The 16,139-nt window shown below is 39.1% G+C and carries 17 protein-coding genes; 11 read left to right on the top strand and 6 right to left on the bottom strand.

The window, feature by feature from the left end; all coding sequences use genetic code 11:
- Nucleotides 1-6: 6 nt before the first annotated feature.
- Complete coding sequence (recJ, locus tag WG989_RS09500) at nt 7-1,710, bottom strand: single-stranded-DNA-specific exonuclease RecJ (protein WP_340428982.1); 1,704 nt, start codon at nt 1,708-1,710, stop codon at nt 7-9.
- Nucleotides 1,711-1,712: 2 nt separating this feature from the next.
- Entirely contained in the window at nt 1,713-2,684 is a 972-nt protein-coding gene (locus WG989_RS09505) for a polyprenyl synthetase family protein (RefSeq protein ID WP_340428984.1), read from the bottom strand.
- A gap of 188 nt (nt 2,685-2,872) precedes the next feature.
- Here WG989_RS09505 and WG989_RS09510 point away from each other — a divergent pair, with 188 nt between their 5' ends.
- The 7 genes from WG989_RS09510 (at nt 2,873) to WG989_RS09540 (ending at nt 9,173) form a co-directional block, all read left to right on the top strand.
- On the top strand, nt 2,873-4,573 hold the full coding sequence (locus WG989_RS09510) for an OmpA family protein (protein WP_340428985.1): 1,701 nt from the start codon (nt 2,873-2,875) through the stop codon (nt 4,571-4,573).
- Nucleotides 4,574-4,710: 137 nt separating this feature from the next.
- Nucleotides 4,711-5,541 carry an outer membrane protein assembly factor BamD gene (locus WG989_RS09515; RefSeq protein ID WP_340428987.1) on the top strand — a complete coding sequence of 277 codons (831 nt, stop codon included), beginning with the start codon at nt 4,711-4,713 and terminating at the stop codon, nt 5,539-5,541.
- Nucleotides 5,516-5,857: a DNA-directed RNA polymerase subunit omega gene (locus WG989_RS09520; protein ID WP_340428989.1), complete on the top strand. Its 342-nt coding sequence runs from the start codon at nt 5,516-5,518 to the stop codon at nt 5,855-5,857. Before WG989_RS09515 ends, WG989_RS09520 begins: the two co-directional genes overlap by 26 nt.
- A gap of 90 nt (nt 5,858-5,947) precedes the next feature.
- On the top strand, nt 5,948-7,150 hold the full coding sequence (gene coaBC, locus WG989_RS09525; RefSeq protein ID WP_340428990.1) for a bifunctional phosphopantothenoylcysteine decarboxylase/phosphopantothenate--cysteine ligase CoaBC: 1,203 nt from the start codon (nt 5,948-5,950) through the stop codon (nt 7,148-7,150).
- On the top strand, nt 7,143-8,066 hold the full coding sequence (gene porD / locus WG989_RS09530) for a type IX secretion system protein PorD (protein WP_340428992.1): 924 nt from the start codon (nt 7,143-7,145) through the stop codon (nt 8,064-8,066). Before coaBC ends, porD begins: the two co-directional genes overlap by 8 nt.
- On the top strand, nt 8,063-8,476 hold the full coding sequence (locus WG989_RS09535) for a DUF4296 domain-containing protein (protein ID WP_340428994.1): 414 nt from the start codon (nt 8,063-8,065) through the stop codon (nt 8,474-8,476). The genes porD and WG989_RS09535 overlap by 4 nt, the downstream gene beginning before the upstream one ends.
- Nucleotides 8,430-9,173: a hypothetical protein gene (locus WG989_RS09540; RefSeq protein ID WP_340428996.1), complete on the top strand. Its 744-nt coding sequence runs from the start codon at nt 8,430-8,432 to the stop codon at nt 9,171-9,173. The genes WG989_RS09535 and WG989_RS09540 overlap by 47 nt, the downstream gene beginning before the upstream one ends.
- Here WG989_RS09540 and WG989_RS09545 read toward each other — a convergent pair.
- The 4 genes from WG989_RS09545 to WG989_RS09560 are packed head-to-tail and all read right to left on the bottom strand — an operon-like array spanning nt 9,170 to nt 11,780.
- On the bottom strand, nt 9,170-9,820 hold the full coding sequence (locus WG989_RS09545; protein WP_340428998.1) for a response regulator transcription factor: 651 nt from the start codon (nt 9,818-9,820) through the stop codon (nt 9,170-9,172). The genes WG989_RS09540 and WG989_RS09545 overlap by 4 nt on opposite strands.
- Before the next feature lie 36 nt (nt 9,821-9,856).
- Nucleotides 9,857-10,681 carry a sensor histidine kinase gene (locus tag WG989_RS09550; protein ID WP_340428999.1) on the bottom strand — a complete coding sequence of 275 codons (825 nt, stop codon included), beginning with the start codon at nt 10,679-10,681 and terminating at the stop codon, nt 9,857-9,859.
- A gap of 32 nt (nt 10,682-10,713) precedes the next feature.
- The gene (locus tag WG989_RS09555; protein ID WP_340429001.1) at nt 10,714-11,373 is read right to left on the bottom strand and encodes a hypothetical protein; all 660 of its coding nucleotides are present in this window, start codon (nt 11,371-11,373) and stop codon (nt 10,714-10,716) included.
- Between the two features lie 59 nt (nt 11,374-11,432).
- Complete coding sequence (locus WG989_RS09560; protein ID WP_340429002.1) at nt 11,433-11,780, bottom strand: hypothetical protein; 348 nt, start codon at nt 11,778-11,780, stop codon at nt 11,433-11,435.
- A gap of 629 nt (nt 11,781-12,409) precedes the next feature.
- Here WG989_RS09560 and WG989_RS09565 point away from each other — a divergent pair.
- From WG989_RS09565 to WG989_RS09580, 4 genes are all read left to right on the top strand, one after another.
- Nucleotides 12,410-13,069: a response regulator transcription factor gene (locus WG989_RS09565; protein WP_340429003.1), complete on the top strand. Its 660-nt coding sequence runs from the start codon at nt 12,410-12,412 to the stop codon at nt 13,067-13,069.
- Nucleotides 13,070-13,180: 111 nt separating this feature from the next.
- Entirely contained in the window at nt 13,181-13,873 is a 693-nt protein-coding gene (locus WG989_RS09570) for a response regulator (RefSeq protein ID WP_340429005.1), read from the top strand.
- A 79-nt stretch (nt 13,874-13,952) separates the two neighbouring features.
- Nucleotides 13,953-14,798 (top strand): aminotransferase class IV, encoded by an 846-nt coding sequence (locus WG989_RS09575; protein WP_340429006.1) that lies wholly within the window; start codon nt 13,953-13,955, stop codon nt 14,796-14,798.
- 30 nt (nt 14,799-14,828) lie between these two features.
- The gene (locus tag WG989_RS09580; protein WP_340429007.1) at nt 14,829-16,139 is read left to right on the top strand and encodes a cryptochrome/photolyase family protein; all 1,311 of its coding nucleotides are present in this window, start codon (nt 14,829-14,831) and stop codon (nt 16,137-16,139) included.

A 16,139-nucleotide genomic window follows, 5' to 3' on the forward strand; every position in this document is an offset into this window, starting at 1 on the left:
ATAGTTTCAAGCAGTTGATGGTCTGATGTCAATTACTTTCAGCTGAAGACTAACGCTGCCATTCCATTCGTTTTCATCAATGGTATATACAACATCAAACGGTCCCTGTTGAACAATTGGAAATAAATGTGCTGCACGAAAACAAATACCTGTAATGACGGCGTCGCCTTGCTTTACTACCAATCGCAGATGTTGCTCTTTTACGATTTTACTGTAGCCGTTATCCGTTACATTTCGTGATACAAAAACCGGTCGCATATTCTCCGGTCCAAACGGTTCCATCTGTTTAATGATGTTGTAGAAGTTCGGTTTGATATCAGCAAATGAAAGTTCACTATCAATAATAATTTCAGGGATCAGTTGTTCAGGTTTTATTGTACGTGCAACTTCCTGTTCGAAGGCTGCTGCAAACGCATCAATATTTTCCGGCATCAAAGTAAGTCCTGCTGCGGCAAAATGCCCGCCATAGCCGAGCAAGTGTTCCCTACAGGCATGTATCGCTTCGTATAAATTAAAGCCGTTTACACTTCTTGCACTACCTGCAACATAATCGCCACTTTTTGTAAGCACAATTGTGGGGCGATAGAAATGTTCTGTTAAACGGGATGCAACAATACCTACAACTCCTTTATGCCAATGCGGTTGATATAGTACTGTTGATTTTCTAATCTTCAGTTGTTCGTCACCGTTAATGATCGCCAATGCTTCTTCAGAAATGGATGAGTCGGCTTCTTTGCGTTCATCATTATCCGCATGTAACATTTCAGCAAATGTTAGTGCTTCTTCATAGGTAGAAGCAATGAACATCTGTACGGCTTTTTTTGCATCGTCCATACGCCCGGCTGCATTTACTCTTGGGGCAATCATGAACACAAGATTGTTGATGTGCATGGTGGTGGTAGCGCCACCTAAAAACATCAATGCTTTAATTCCGTTTGAAGGATTTTCATTGACCCGTTTCAATCCATGAAAGGCGAGGATTCTGTTTTCGCCTGTCATTGGAACAATGTCGGCCGCAATTGCTGTTGCAACGAGATCGAGATAACGATAAGTCTGCTCATTCTCCATTTGCAGCGTTTGTGCCAATGCAGTAATGAGTTTAAAGCCAACACCGCAACCGCATAATTCCTTATACGGATAAGGGCAATCAATTTGTTTCGGATTAAGAATGGCCACAGCATTGGGAATAACGGCGTCGGGTAGGTGATGATCGCAAACAATAAAGTCGATACCCAATTCTTTGGCATAAGCGATCAACTCAACAGATTTGATTCCACAGTCTAATGAAATGATCAGCGTGAATCCATTTGCTTTTGCAAAATCAATACCTTGTTTGGAGATACCATATCCTTCCCTGTATCGATGTGGGATATAAAAATCGAGTAACTGTTTCTCGTAAATGGAACAAAGGAATTGAAACATGCAGGCTACACTTGTGGTACCATCCACATCATAATCTCCAAATACCAGAATTTTTTCTTTTTGTTGAAAAGCGGTTTGAATTCTGGTTACAGCTTTTTGCATGTCTTTCATCAGCCAGGGATCATGCAGCTCACTTATTTGTGGCCGGAAATATTCTTTCGCTTTTTCAAATGTATCATAACCTCGTTGAGCCAATATTTTGCAGAGAACAGGATGGATCTTCAGCTTGTCGAGTAGCGCTTCAGTGGCAGTTTTATTTGCCTCTAAAAGAGTCCATCTTTTTTGCATAATTAATATTTTCGGTCGGTTGTATAACGTACCAATGCTTCAAGACCATCTCTGATCTCATTCTTCGGAAACTGATGAAGCAAACTGATTGCTTCATCCCGGTATTTATTCATTACCTGTTCGGCGTAAGTAATGCCGCCGGCTTCAACCACTTCGTTGATCACCCATTGCACGTTTTTCTTTTGCCGGTTCTCGTTTTTGAGAATATAAATAAGTTGTTTCTTTTTAGCCGGATCAACGGTATTGAGCGTGTAAATAAGTGGTAATGTGAGTTTTTTTTCTTTAATGTCGTTCCCCGTAGGCTTTCCGATCGACGCACTGCCATAATCAAACAGATCGTCTTTGATTTGAAAAGCGATACCTGCTTTTTCACCAAACAGTTTCATTTGTTCGGTTTTTTCCAGATCCATCGTTGTCGACCAAGTTCCGGCAGCACAGGCAGATGAAAGGAGGGAAGCAGTTTTGTTCTTGATAATTTCAAAATAAACATCTTCACTAAGATTGAGCTTTCTTGTTTTTTCAATCTGCAAAAGCTCGCCTTCGCTCATTTGTTCCACGGCTTCCGATAGTATTTTCAAGGTGTTGAAATCGTTGTTTTTTAAAGAAAGTAATAACCCTTTTGATAGGAGGTAATCGCCCACCAAAACGGCGATTTTGTTTTTCCAAAGGGCATTGATGGAGAAAAAACCACGCCGCTCCATTGATTCATCCACTACATCATCATGCACCAGTGTAGCTGTATGCAGGAGTTCTACCAATGCTGCTGCCCGGTGGGTGCTTTCGGAAACAGGGCCAAAAAGCTTGGCGCTCAGGAAAACGAACATGGGTCTTACCTGTTTGCCTTTTCGCTTGATGATATATTGCATGATCCTGTCGAGCAACGAAACCCTACTTTTAACAGCTTGCCTGAATTTTTCTTCAAACTCCTGTAGTTCGTCTTTAACCAGCAATTGAATAGATGTGGAAGAATTCATGAGGCGGCAATTTACATTAAATAGGGCTGTTTCAAATTATTATGCGTAATATGCAGCGATTATTTAGTTGAATGGGTCATATATGACTATTTGATTGTAAATAAATTGCAAAAAAAATTGCTTTTTAACATCTGATCTCTATTTTTGCAATAATCATCAGGAATTTTCGAAACTTAATTACAACAACTATGGCAAGCAAAAAGTACACCCTCTTACTTGGGGCCCTATGTTTTATCTTAACAAACCTATCTGCTCAGAGCTACGATTGGAAAGACTCCTCTCTGATTCCTAAGAAATCTCAGGCTCAGCACAACGAGTTTTTACAGAATCAACAACCCTTCCCTGCGAAACCTCGTAACCAGTGGGAAATTGGTTTGAGTGTTGGTAACGTTCTGATTGCAGGAGACGTTACACCTGTAGTTCCACAAATTGGTTGGGGCGCCCATGTTCGTAAGGCTTTTGGTTACATTTTTTCTGCAAGATTGCAATATGCGGGCGGTATTGCTAAAGGCTTAAACTGGACTCCAGCTTTCAATTTTGCAAAAAATACAGCTTGGACAAGCGAATACAACGCACCAATGAACTATCGTTATACGGGCGCGGCTGGTACAGTTCCTGGTCTTCCGAACGGGGCTCCTGGTGAGCTTTATCAATTAGGATCAAGAGATTTTGCATTAGGAAACTATGTTCCTTACAATGAGGATAATCAAGATGTTGTATATTATAACAACAGGACTGTTTCTCATCAATTGTCTTTACAAGGTATTATCACATTAAATAATATTCGTTTCCATAAATCTAAAACAAGCTTTATTGTTTACGGTCTTGGTGGTGTTGGCGGTATGATTTATGAAACTACAGTTGATGCATTGGATGCTAACGGCAATTCTTATGCTGGGTTGTTTAGTACTGTTTATAATTCATATCAGGTTTCAAATAAAAATAAGCGTGATATCCGTCGTGATCTGAAAGCCGGAATGGACAAGAAGTATGAAACAGCAGCAGAAGGCCAAAATTTACGCCGTCCGAAATTGTTTGATATGACTTTCAGACCAATGGCGCAAGTTGGTGCCGGTGTTGCATTTAAAGTTGGAAAGCGTTTCAGCATTGGTATCGAAGAAGTGTTGACTATTGCTAAGGATGATTTGTTAGATGGTCAGCGTTGGCAGGAACATGCAATGGGCGACGCCGTTTTAACTCGTGATTTCGATTCATGGCATTATACAAACCTCAATTTCAACTACAGCCTTGGTTCTAAATCAGTTGAGCCTCTTTGGTGGTTGAATCCATTGGACTATGCTTACAACGAATTGAATGCTCCACGTCACATGAAGCTTCCAAAACCAGTTTTGGACGATGCTGATGGCGATGGCGTAACAGATCAGTTTGATAATGAGCCAAACACTCCTGCAGGATGTCCAGTTGATACACATGGTGTAAGCCGTGATACTGATGGTGATGGTGTTCCTGATTGTAAGGATAAGGAATTGATCACTCCTACACAGTGTCAGCCAGTAGATGCTGATGGTGTTGGTAAGTGCCCAGATCCTGAGTGTTGCAAAAATCCAGTAGTTGCTCCTCCGGCATGTAATCTGGTTGATCTTCCGAGCATAAACTTCGGTGGTAACTCAAGTGTATTGAGTGCTGAAGCAAAAGCATTGGTTGGTAGCGTTGCAACTTCATTGCGTGGTAATCCAGAATGTAAGCTTACAGTTTGCGGTAGCGCAGCGAAGAGCAAATCTGGTCAGGCATTAGGTCAGAAGCGTGTAGACGCAATCGTTAAGTACCTCGTAGAAGTACAAGGTATCAGCGCTGACCGTGTAATAGCTCAGTACGATTGTCATGAAGGTGATCCTTCAGTAGTTGAGCTCCGTGCAGAACAGAAGTAAATTAATATAGACTAATTGCTTATATAGCCCTCCGGTCTTCCGGGGGGCTTTTCTTTAGGAAAAGATTAACCGCCTTTTAGTGTGTTACAAAAAGGATAAGGCTAATTTGCCCAAAAATCTTAACTTTGCTGGCTTTTATGAATTTGATTACCCGTTTATTATTTGTTGTTTTAGTTTTTGGAGCACTTACAGGGTGTAATAAGAAAACGATTACGAATATTCTCAAGAGTAAAGATGTAGAATATAAGCTTGGAATGGCAGAGCAGTATTATGCCAATAAAAAATATAGCAAGGCTCAAATACTTTATGAAGATCTGTTCCCGCTTTTGAGAAATGATCCCCGCTTTGAAGATCTTTACTATAAATATGCGTACTGTGGTTTTTATCAGAAAGATTATCTGAGTGCTGAGAATTTATTCAAAGGATTTTTGGAAGTTTTTCCAAAAAGTCCAAGGGCTGCAGAGGTGGATTACATGAAGGCTTTCTGTTATTATAAGCAGTCGCCAAGAGTGGAGTTAGATCAAACACCAACACAAAAGGCCATAGGTTCGATGCAGGCGCATCTTAACAATTACCCGGAATCGTCAAAAGCAGCAGAAGCAAGAAAAATTATTGACGAGTGCTTTGCAAAACTTGAATTAAAGGAACAAAAAAGTGCTGAATTGTATTACAACGTTGGCTCTTACAGAGCTGCCGCAATTACATTCACTACTTTGCTGAATAACTATCCGGAATCGAAACGGGCAGATGAATATAAATTGATGATCATTAAGTCGTATTATCAATATGCGGGAATGAGCATTGAAGAAAAGCAAAAAGAACGGTTTGCCAAAGTGGTTGAAGAGTACTACGACTTTGTAGATCGGTTTCCCGAAAGTGGCCTTTTAAAAGAAGCTGAAAAATATTTTAATCTTTCTTCTAACAATATAAAAGCAAATAAAAATGAGCAGACTGATACGAAAAGTTAGCGCCAACACCAGCAATGTTGTTGAAACAAAAAATGTAGCTGACTTGAAGGCTAAAACAGGTAATGTGTATGAATCAATTGCTGTTATAGCTAAGCGTGCCAACCAGATCAATATCTCTCTGAAAGAAGAGTTGCATAATAAACTGGAAGAGTTTGCAAGTCATACAGATAGCCTGGAAGAAATTCATGAGAATAAAGAGCAGATCGAAATTTCTAAGGCCTACGAACGTATGCCCAACCCGGCGTTATTGGCAACACAGGAATTTGTAGATGATAAAGTATATCACCGTAGAGCTGATAATGATCTGTTTTCTTAACTGAATTAAATTTACTGTATTTGAATGGCGGTCGTAACAGACCGCCATTGCTGTTTTTTAATTGAATATTTTACTCTATTTTCATTTGCGATGAAACTTCAAGGAAAAAAAGTTGCAGTAGGGATAACGGGCAGTATAGCTGCTTACAAATCAATTTCACTTGTTCGGCTGTTGGTGAAAGAAGGCGCAGAGGTAAAAGTGATTCTTACCCCCTCAGCGAAAGATTTCGTGTCGCCTTTGGTACTTTCAACTTTATCAAAAAATAATGTTCTGATTGATTTGTTTGATGAAAACAGTTGGGCCAACCACGTTGAGTTAGGGCGATGGGCCGATCTATTGCTGATTGCGCCGCTAAGCTGCAATACACTTGCAAAAATTGCCCATGGAATGTGTGATAATTTACTAATCGCTGTTTATCTATCAGCAACATGCCCGGTAATGATTGCACCAGCTATGGACGAGGACATGTGGAAGCACCCATCCACGAAACATAACATCGAAACACTTCGATCATACGGCAATCATATCATTCCTGTTGAAGCCGGTGAGTTAGCCAGCGGTTTAATTGGCGAAGGCAGAATGGCTGAGCCTGAGCAGATCATGAACACGGTAGTAGGTTTTTTTTTGACCCAAACCGATTTTAAAGGAATGAAGGTGCTTGTAACAGCAGGACCAACTTATGAAGCAATTGATCCTGTTCGGTTCATTGGCAATCATTCCAGTGGGAAAATGGGGATCGCTATTGCAGAAGAGTTGACAAAAAGAGGTGCCGATGTGATTTTGGTACTTGGACCGTCCTCACAACAGATAAGCAACCGTTTGTATAAGTTGGTGAATGTAAAAAGTGCCGAAGAAATGTATGAAGCAAGCGTACAGCATTATCCGGATTGCCAACTTGCTGTTATGTCGGCTGCGGTTGCTGATTACTCTCCCATACAAATCGCTGTAGATAAAATAAAAAAGCAGGATGACGGCGGCATGCAGATCGAATTGAAACGTACTAAAGATATTTTAGCGACGCTGGGCTCTATGAAGAAAAAAGGACAATGGTTGGTGGGCTTTGCTTTGGAAACCACAAATGAAAAGGAATATGCGCTGGGTAAACTCGAGTCGAAAAATGCTGATATGATCGTATTGAATTCGCTGAAAGATGCCGGTGCCGGATTTGGTGGTGATACAAATAAAGTCAGTATTTTTTGTAAGAACAAGCAGGAATATACGTTTACAGTAAAAAGCAAAAGAGAAGTTGCTACAGATATTGCGAATACCATTAAACTACAGATGCATGTATAAAGCCTTGTTTGCTTTTATTTTAAGTTGTTTGCTTTCACAGGAAATTATTTCCCAGGAGTTAAATGCAAGAGTACGTGTAGTTGACAATCAGATACCAACAACAATTGATCGGAAAATATTCAGGACGCTTGAAGCATCACTTACCAATTTTTTAAATAATCGAAAATGGTCGGCTGATAACTTTAAGCCAAATGAAAAAATCAATTGTCAGTTCCTGATCAATCTGGAAACGATGCCCGAGCCTAATATTTTTTCAGCGAGCATTACCATACAAGCTGCACGTCCTGTTTATGCTACGTCTTATGTTTCTCCTATTATAAATTTCAAAGATGCCAGTTTTGATTTTAAGTACGTTGAATCGCAGCCGCTTGAATTTAATGAAAACCGAGTGTCAGGATCTGATCCCTTGGTTTCGAATTTAACTGCTGTGTTGGCTTACTACGCCTACATCATTGTTGGGTTTGATTATGCTTCGTTCTCAACACGTGGCGGCGATCCCTATTTCCAGAAAGCCCTGAACATTGTAAACAATGCACCCGACGGAAGTAAAATTTCTGGTTGGAAATCGTTTGAGAACAATAACCGGAATCGTTATTGGTTAACCGAAAATCTCATTAACAACCGTTATACTGTTATTCATGATGTGTATTACAATTACTACCGAAAAGGATTTGATCTGATGTACGAAAATGAAACTGCGGCAAGGACAGAAGTGATCAATGCGCTTGTTTATCTTGATAATTTAAACAGAGAAACACCCAACCTGATGGTAGTGCAGTTCTTTATGTTAGGTAAAGCCGATGAGATCATTAATATGTTCAAAAAAGCAGCGCCGCCTGAAAAAACCAAAGTCGTCGAAATTGTAAGCAGGCTCGATGTTACAAATTCCAATAAGTACAAACAGGAACTGAAATGAGACAATTTGTGTTAATTGGATGGATGCTGCTGATATTGATGGCATGTTCAGATAACCGGCGTATCCCTTCAAATATAATGCAGCCAGAAAAATTTCAAGCTGTACTTACCGATGTTTTGCTGGCTGATGGATTAAGCCTTGAACGATCGTTCAAGGATACTGCCATCAAGATCACCGACGAAAATGCAAAATATTTTCTGAAAGTATTTGAGTTGCATGCTGTGAGTAAGAATGACTTTATGAAGAGTTATAATTTTTACCTGCAGCGCCCGGATCTTCTCAAAGTTATTACAGACTCTATCTCGTCTGTACTTAATCAAAGGAACCTTCAACTTTCAATAGATACTTCCAAACCTAAACCGAATGGTAATAACTTCAAGAAAACTGGAGCTGGAAATGGGAATAAATAGTGACATTGCTCACTATTTTGCCAATGTACGAAAAGTGCCTGCAGAGAATGCTTACTGGAGAAATAAGCGGGTTTATATTTCTTTTGGTTTGGGGTTTCAGGCAATCCCCTTTATGTTTGATCTTGTTCATAAATGTGGCATTTCAACAGACATATTGTTGCAAGAGGACCATATTACGTTGATGGAAGAAGGGTTTGATAAAGTAGGTCTTTATGAAAATAATGAAATTTCATTTGGCGAGTTTCTTTCCCAATGCAAAGAGTTATTACACGGAAGAATAAAACAATTTCACTTAGCTGCTGATCTATTCGCAGTGTTATCCAATAACGACACTAAATATTTTGAGTTTGAAACAAAGCATAAAGCTTTGGCCAGATCCGATAGTTTTTTATTTACGCTGGTAGATCTTGATCTATCTGATGAATGGGTAAAGACTTTTTTGCCTTTATGGTATTCATTAGCAAGACCAATTTTACTTCTTGATGATTTTAAAGACCTTGAAGAAGATCGGCAAAAGAAAGAAGAGAATATGATTCTTGAGTTGGGTGATGACGCAAACGCTGTAAAGCAGGCTTACGATTTTGGCATGCAGGATTTAGCAATATTGGAGAAAGTAAATCCGAAATTAGCGAGTTATATCGAGGACTTCTTCAAGAAGTCGCTGGCTATGCAACATATCAGAACGATGCTAACTTAATCGATCAATGAATTTTTCATTGCGAAAAACACTAACCCTACCGAATTCTTAACACCAAAACGCTCCATCAGCCTGTCTTTGATCGCCTCAACAGTGCGTGGGCTGATTTCCATTTCCTTGGCTATTTCCTGTGCTGTGTATTCCATACAAAGGAGTCGGATCACCTGTTTTTCTTTATCTGAGATCTGTATCTCACTATTAAGAGTTGGAATTGATTTTACTTTATTATGCGACTTTTTTAGTAGTATTCTGTTAACAAAGTTGTTGAGGTAATATCCTTTTGTATAAACTTCAAGAATGGCTTTTTTGATTTCGGAGGGGTCTGAGCTTTTTAATAAGTACCCATTGGCACCGTTTTCCATCAGGTGAGTTACAAAACGTTCATCTTCATACATGGTTAATACCAATACATGAATATTCGGAAACATTTTATTCACAGCTTTCGTTGTTTCAATGCCATCTTTACCAGGCATACGCAAATCCATTAAAATTACATCAGGCTCAGCCTCCGCTAAACCTGCTAATAATTCTTCGCCGTTCTCAGCTTCCAAAACGAATTTGATATTTGTGTACGACCTCAATGAAAGGATTACACCCTTTCTGAATATTTGATGGTCATCAGCTATTGCAACTTTAATCTGGCTCATAAGATCAAGGATTGTAAAGTTAGTGTTTTCAATCTATTATAACATGGCTTCCACCGGAATCTCAATGGTAACCTTGTAATACGTGTTAGATGGGTCCTTTTCAAATAAAATTTTTGAATTTAATATCTTAACCCGGCTGTAAATATTCTTCAATCCCATGCCTTGGGGTGTATCTCTCAGTTTTTCGTACTCGGTTTGTGTCAATCCTTCGCCATCATGGTGCATCCGGATATAAATATACTGATCTGTTTTATTTTGTGTTAAGTGAATGAAACTTGAACGGCTATGTTTGATCGTGTTATTTACGAGTTCCTGTAACACACGGAAAATAGATAACTCATATTCCAGTTTCAATCGACGCTTATAATCATGAAAACGGGCACTTGCGCTGATTGAACCGCTGCCATTAATTTTCTGAAACATGTCGTTGACCGCACTTTCTAATCCAAAGTTTTTCAATGTTGGCGGAATCAGGCTGTGAGACATGTTCCTGATAAGTTGAATGGTATCATCAATGATTTGTTTGGCGTTATAAATACTTTGCAACTGTGTACCTTGATCCTGATGAATCAGGTTCTCATTTAAATATAGTCGGACGGTTGCAAGTAAGGGCCCTGCATCATCGTGCAGATCAGCAGCAATCCGCTGGCGTTCTTCTTCCTGGCTTTGGATGGATGCCTGCAGCATCATCTGCTGTTGTTCTTCCTGCATTTTCTTCATGCGGAGCTGGAAGTAAATCACTTTTCGTTGATGAAATACAATAAAAACAATGAGCCCTATTGCCAACAGCAACATGCCGAAAGTACCGAAGTACACAACATAGGTTACATTAGTGGAGTTTGTGGCTTGTAAAAAAAACATGGGTTTTGGCAGTAGTTTTGGTTCGTGTTCGGTTAGGTTAGGGATAAGTTTGTAAGAGGTTGCTTATCGGGTTTTATTACAAAGGCAATTGAAAATAACAAATTCCTGACGATAAAAATCAAAGCATGAATAATGATGTACTGATTTTCAAATACCTCTGATTGTTTTATAATGTTGTTATACCAGAAAATAAAAAATGTACCTGCCGAAAACACCAAAAAACCTACAATTGACCAAAAGGAACTCTGAGTATAAATGAACATTGTTTTCGGAAAGCGTATTTGCTCAAAAAAGTATAATAAGCAAAACAGGAGAATTAATACTGTATTGACAGTTGTTAAAATTGAAGTAACTGTTGAAGTTGTTTCAAAAAGAAATGGAATTAATTGAAGGGCGATGTAAGCAATCGTACAAATTAAAACTACCCTTTTATCAACCGGAGCAACCAATACTTGTTGGAAAAAGAAATAAATAAAAATCAGGTAGCTTATTGGATTAAAGAAGCTGATTATTTCGGCAACTTCCAAGTGATTGGTTTTGGCACTTAGTATAAAGGTAGCCTGTTGTAAAATGGAAAATATCACAAATAAAAAAACTACCCAGTTTTCTCTACTTTGACTTCTTTTGCGAAGAAGAAAGAGAAAACAGGGTAGTAATAGTGAAAATCTTGCTATAGTTTCTAAAAACTCCAAATACCAGTTTTGGAGTCAAATATAATGAAGTTTAAAGACTTGTATAAACTCCCTTTAAATTACCAGCCGGCAGTTTTGAAGGTCTGATCGCTCACTAAACCTTCTTCTGTTTCCAATTCACCTGTTGCGTTCACAACGTTGTAATTGAGAATTGGGTTCATGTTTGCATCAACGCCAACAAGAATGGCTTGACGAACACCTTGCTCGTTATAGCCAGGAACAATTGTAACACCAACACATCCAGGCTGAGCGAGAATTTTTTCAATCATTTCTCTTCCCATTGTGTTGCCATACTGCTGCTCTGGATGCTTATCGAAAAAGCGCTTAGCCATTTCTTCACCGGCTTCAAAGCCAATGTGCTTACCAATAGTTTCTACCTGTGGTTTTTGAAGTAATTCTTTTTGCATAGTTGTAGGTTTAGAAGTGAGTTTAAGACTCTAAATTTTCAAAAATTGAATCCCTATGCAATAGGCATCTATGTGAATAACTAGTCAAATAAATCATAAATTGCTTTTAATCAATTCAATATAGTTGTATTTTATACAAATAGGTAAAAAGACTAAAGCAATAATACGAATAATTTTGCGTAAAATTACGATTCGTAATTAAGGGCTTTAACGATGTTTAGAAGCGGAAATGTTGCAAGTAAGAGTGCGTTGTGAAAAAAATGTGCATAAGTGAAAACACTTAGAATGTGCACGTTCTGGATTTTAAAAACGGGACTTTAGGTGTTTTATTTTATGATTTGTGGCGAGCCTTTAGCATTGCAAAAATTCGTGAATTTGGTCAAATGCTCACAACTTTCTTTTGGTTTCAGAGGATATCATACAAATGTACTCGTCGTTATTGACGTTTACAAGAGAAGAACTAACCATTTTTTTAGTGGCATAGAATACGATATTTTATGAAATTTCACTACTTTTTCGCAGTAAATGTGCCGGATTATTATTGTTTTGGCCCCATTTTCAGTTACGTATTCTTTGAAGTGTCAAAACTCTGAAGTAAATTGCATGAACCTCAAAAACCACAATATCCCATGTCTGTAGACTCTAACATTAAGTTTGCCATTGCTGACGATCACAAAATTTTCCGTGACGGTATTAAAATGGCGCTCGGCGGAAGACCCCATCTCAAATTGATCTGGGAAGCTGAGGACGGTAAGGACATGATGCACAAGCTTACCATCAAAAAGCCCGACATTTTACTTATGGATATTCGAATGCCTGAATTGGACGGCATTAATGCACTTCAACTTATTCGAAAAGAGTATGAAGAAGTGAAGATCGTCGTGCTGAGTATGTACGATGATCAGCAAATGGTGAGCAAAATGATGGAAATGGGTGCCAATGCTTACCTCACCAAAACAACTGATCCCAACGAAATTTACGATGCGATCCTCACCTGCATGAATGAGGATTTTTATTTTAATGAGCTTGTAAATCAGGCTGTTCTGCTAAAATTGAATTATAAAAAAACAGTCAAGCAATTCTATCCCAATTCAACCAAATTCTCCGAAAAGGAAATTCAGATACTGAAACTCCTGGCCGAAGACAAGACAACCGAAGAAATATCCAAGATCGTATTTCTCAGCCCACGAACGATTGAAACCATTCGACAGAATATGAAGAACAGGGTGGGTGCAAAGACTATTGCCGGGCTTATCGTTTACGGCATGCGGAACCGGCTAATTGAGTAGACCGTAAAAACCACAAGTTGAAAGTCAGGTACTACTACCTGTGAAAATGACAAAATATTTAACAACTTGCACTCAGATAAATTAGTACTCTGTCTTTAACATACATATCCTATGTACACAATGAAAACCGTAAAACCAGTAGAACCAACCACTGACTTAATTAAAGTAGCGATCACAGACGACCACGTATTATACCGTGCCGGAGTGAAGACTGCTTTGGGTATGAAAAAGGATATCCAGGTAATTTTTGAAGCCGACAATGGCATGCACCTGTTGAATATGCTTAAATCCATTCAGCCCGATGTAATTCTGCTCGATGTACAAATGCCCATAATGGACGGCATTGCTACTCTCCCTGAAGTAAAAAAGCTTTATCCTGATATTAAGATCATTATGCTTACCATGCATGATGAACATACCATGATCACCAGATTGATGGAACTCGGCGCTAACTCATACCTTACTAAGAATTCTGATAGTGAAGTGATCTACGAAGCCATCAAAACCTGTCATGAGCAGGAGTATTTCTTCAATACACTTACCAACAAAGCATTGATCGACGGTTTGAAAATGAAACGTCAGGGTGATGCAATGATGGGGCATGATGTGAAGTTGAACGATAAAGAGATCAATATCCTTCGTTTGATGTGTGAAGAAAAGAGTACAAAGGAGATTGCAGATATCGTTGACCTCAGTCCAAGAACAGTGGAGGCCATTCGTGATAAACTGAAATCAAAGATCGGCGCAAGATCTACCGCAGGTCTTATTTTGTACGCAGTAAAACACAACCTGATCGAAGGTTAAAAAATACTTTCAACCAAAACTAACCGCATAGGCGATACTGAAAAGTGTCGCCTCTTTTTTTGTTTTACTTTCGCTTTGCATGTCACTTTACTTTAGCCTTGATAAGAAGATTTTTGCAGAAGATGAACTGCGTATTCACCCTGACAACCGTTCCTTTCGTTACGGTGAAGGATTGTTTGAAACAATTCGTTTGCATAAAGGCGAAATACCATTATGGAATTTGCATTGGAAACGCTTGATAGAATCGTTACCCAAATTATATTTTGAATTACCTCCGCATTTTAACGAAGTTGAATTGAAAGAAGAGATTCTTCGTGTGGCAAAACGAAATCATTGCGTGGATGCTGCAAGAGTGCGGATAACTTTTTTTAAAGGCGAAGGTGGCATTTGGGAACGGCCAAGTTCTCCGTTTCATTGCTTAGTACAATGCTGGCCTCTGGAGAAAAAGGAATTTAGCATAAATGAAAATGGATTGGATATTGGTTTATTTGAAGCCGGAAGAAAATCATGCGATAGTTTTTCCAATCTTAAAACTAATAATTACCTGCTGTATGCATTGGCTGCACAATATGCAAAAGCTGAAAAGCTAAATGAATGTTTGGTGCTCAACCAGCATGGTCGTATATGCGATGCCACCATTGCCAATGTGTTTTTCAGTAAGGATGGGATCATTTATACTCCACAACTAGAAGAAGGATGCATCAATGGGGTGATGCGTAGTTTCCTGCTGGATCAACTTCATAACGCAGGCTTCCAGGTAAAAGAAGGGGCTTATTTGCCCGATGAAATTGCTGATGCCGATGAGATTTTCTTAAGCAATGCCATGTATGGTTTGCGATGGGTAAAACTATGGGGCGACAGAGCCTATCAGTTTCGGCAATCCTCAACCATTTTCCATCGCTTTATTTCACCTTTATTTCCGTAAACATTCTGCGGGCGGAATCGTTATACAAACATGGCAAAACAAAAAATAAATATCTGCTGGTTTCGGAGAGATCTCCGGTTACATGATAACGCAGCTTTATATCATGCATTGAAAGATGGTTTGCCTGTTGTGCCCATTTTTGTTTTTGATAAGGCAATCCTGGATAAACTGGAAGATAAAACTGACCGCCGTGTTGAATTTATTCATCATGCCATTACAGATATACAAGAGCAACTGCAAAGTATGGGCAGCAGCATGGAAGTGTATCATGGTTTCCCGGCCGAAGTGTTTGCAAAGCTGATTGAAAAATATTCAATCAATAAAGTATTTACCAATCATGATTATGAGTCGTATGCCCAAACAAGAGATGCAGCCATTCAGCATCAACTAAATGATGCAGGTGTTTCATTTCATACTTTCAAAGACCAGGTGATTTTTGAAAAAGATGAAGTGCTCAAAGATGATGGGAAACCTTACACGGTCTTTACTCCTTACAGCCGCAAATGGAAAGCCAAACTCAATGATTTCTATTTGAAGAGTTATCCTGTAGAGGAATATACAACTAACTTTTTCAAACAGGCACCGGTAGCTATTCCTTCATTAAAGGAAATGGGTTTTGAAGCAGTCGGCTTACTATTTCCATCTGCTGAAACAAGGAAAGAAATTATCAAAAAGTATAAAGAGCAAAGGGATTTTCCAGCGATTGATGGCACAAGCAGACTGAGTGTGCATTTACGTTTTGGTACCATCAGCATCCGTGATCTTGCAAGAGAAGCACAAGGATTAAATGAAGGATTTTTGAATGAACTGATCTGGCGTGATTTCTATCATATGATCCTTTGGCATTTCCCACAAGTAGGAGAAGGCAAAGCATTCAAAAAGGAATATGATTTTATTGAATGGCGACACAACGAAAATGATTTTCAAAAATGGTGTGATGGACAAACAGGCTACCCAATTGTTGATGCAGGCATGCGTGAACTCAACACAACGGGCTTTATGCACAATCGTGTGCGAATGATCGTTGCATCATTTCTCACCAAACATTTACTACTCGATTGGCGATGGGGCGAGGCGTATTTCGCAAAAAAATTACTGGACTTTGATCTGGCTGCCAACAACGGCGGCTGGCAATGGGCGGCAGGAAGTGGTTGTGATGCTGCACCTTATTTCCGCATTTTCAATCCCTATTTGCAAACGCAGAAGTTTGATCCGAAGTTGCAATACATTCGCAAGTGGGTGCCGGAGTTTGAAGGGTTTGATTATGTAAAACCGATCGTGCAACATGAACTTGCTCGTAAACGTTGCCTCGAAGTGTACAGCAAAGCATTGAAAAAATAG

This window comes from Lacibacter sp. H407, from assembly GCF_037892605.1.
In the GTDB taxonomy this organism is placed as follows: Bacteria; Bacteroidota; Bacteroidia; order Chitinophagales; family Chitinophagaceae; genus Lacibacter.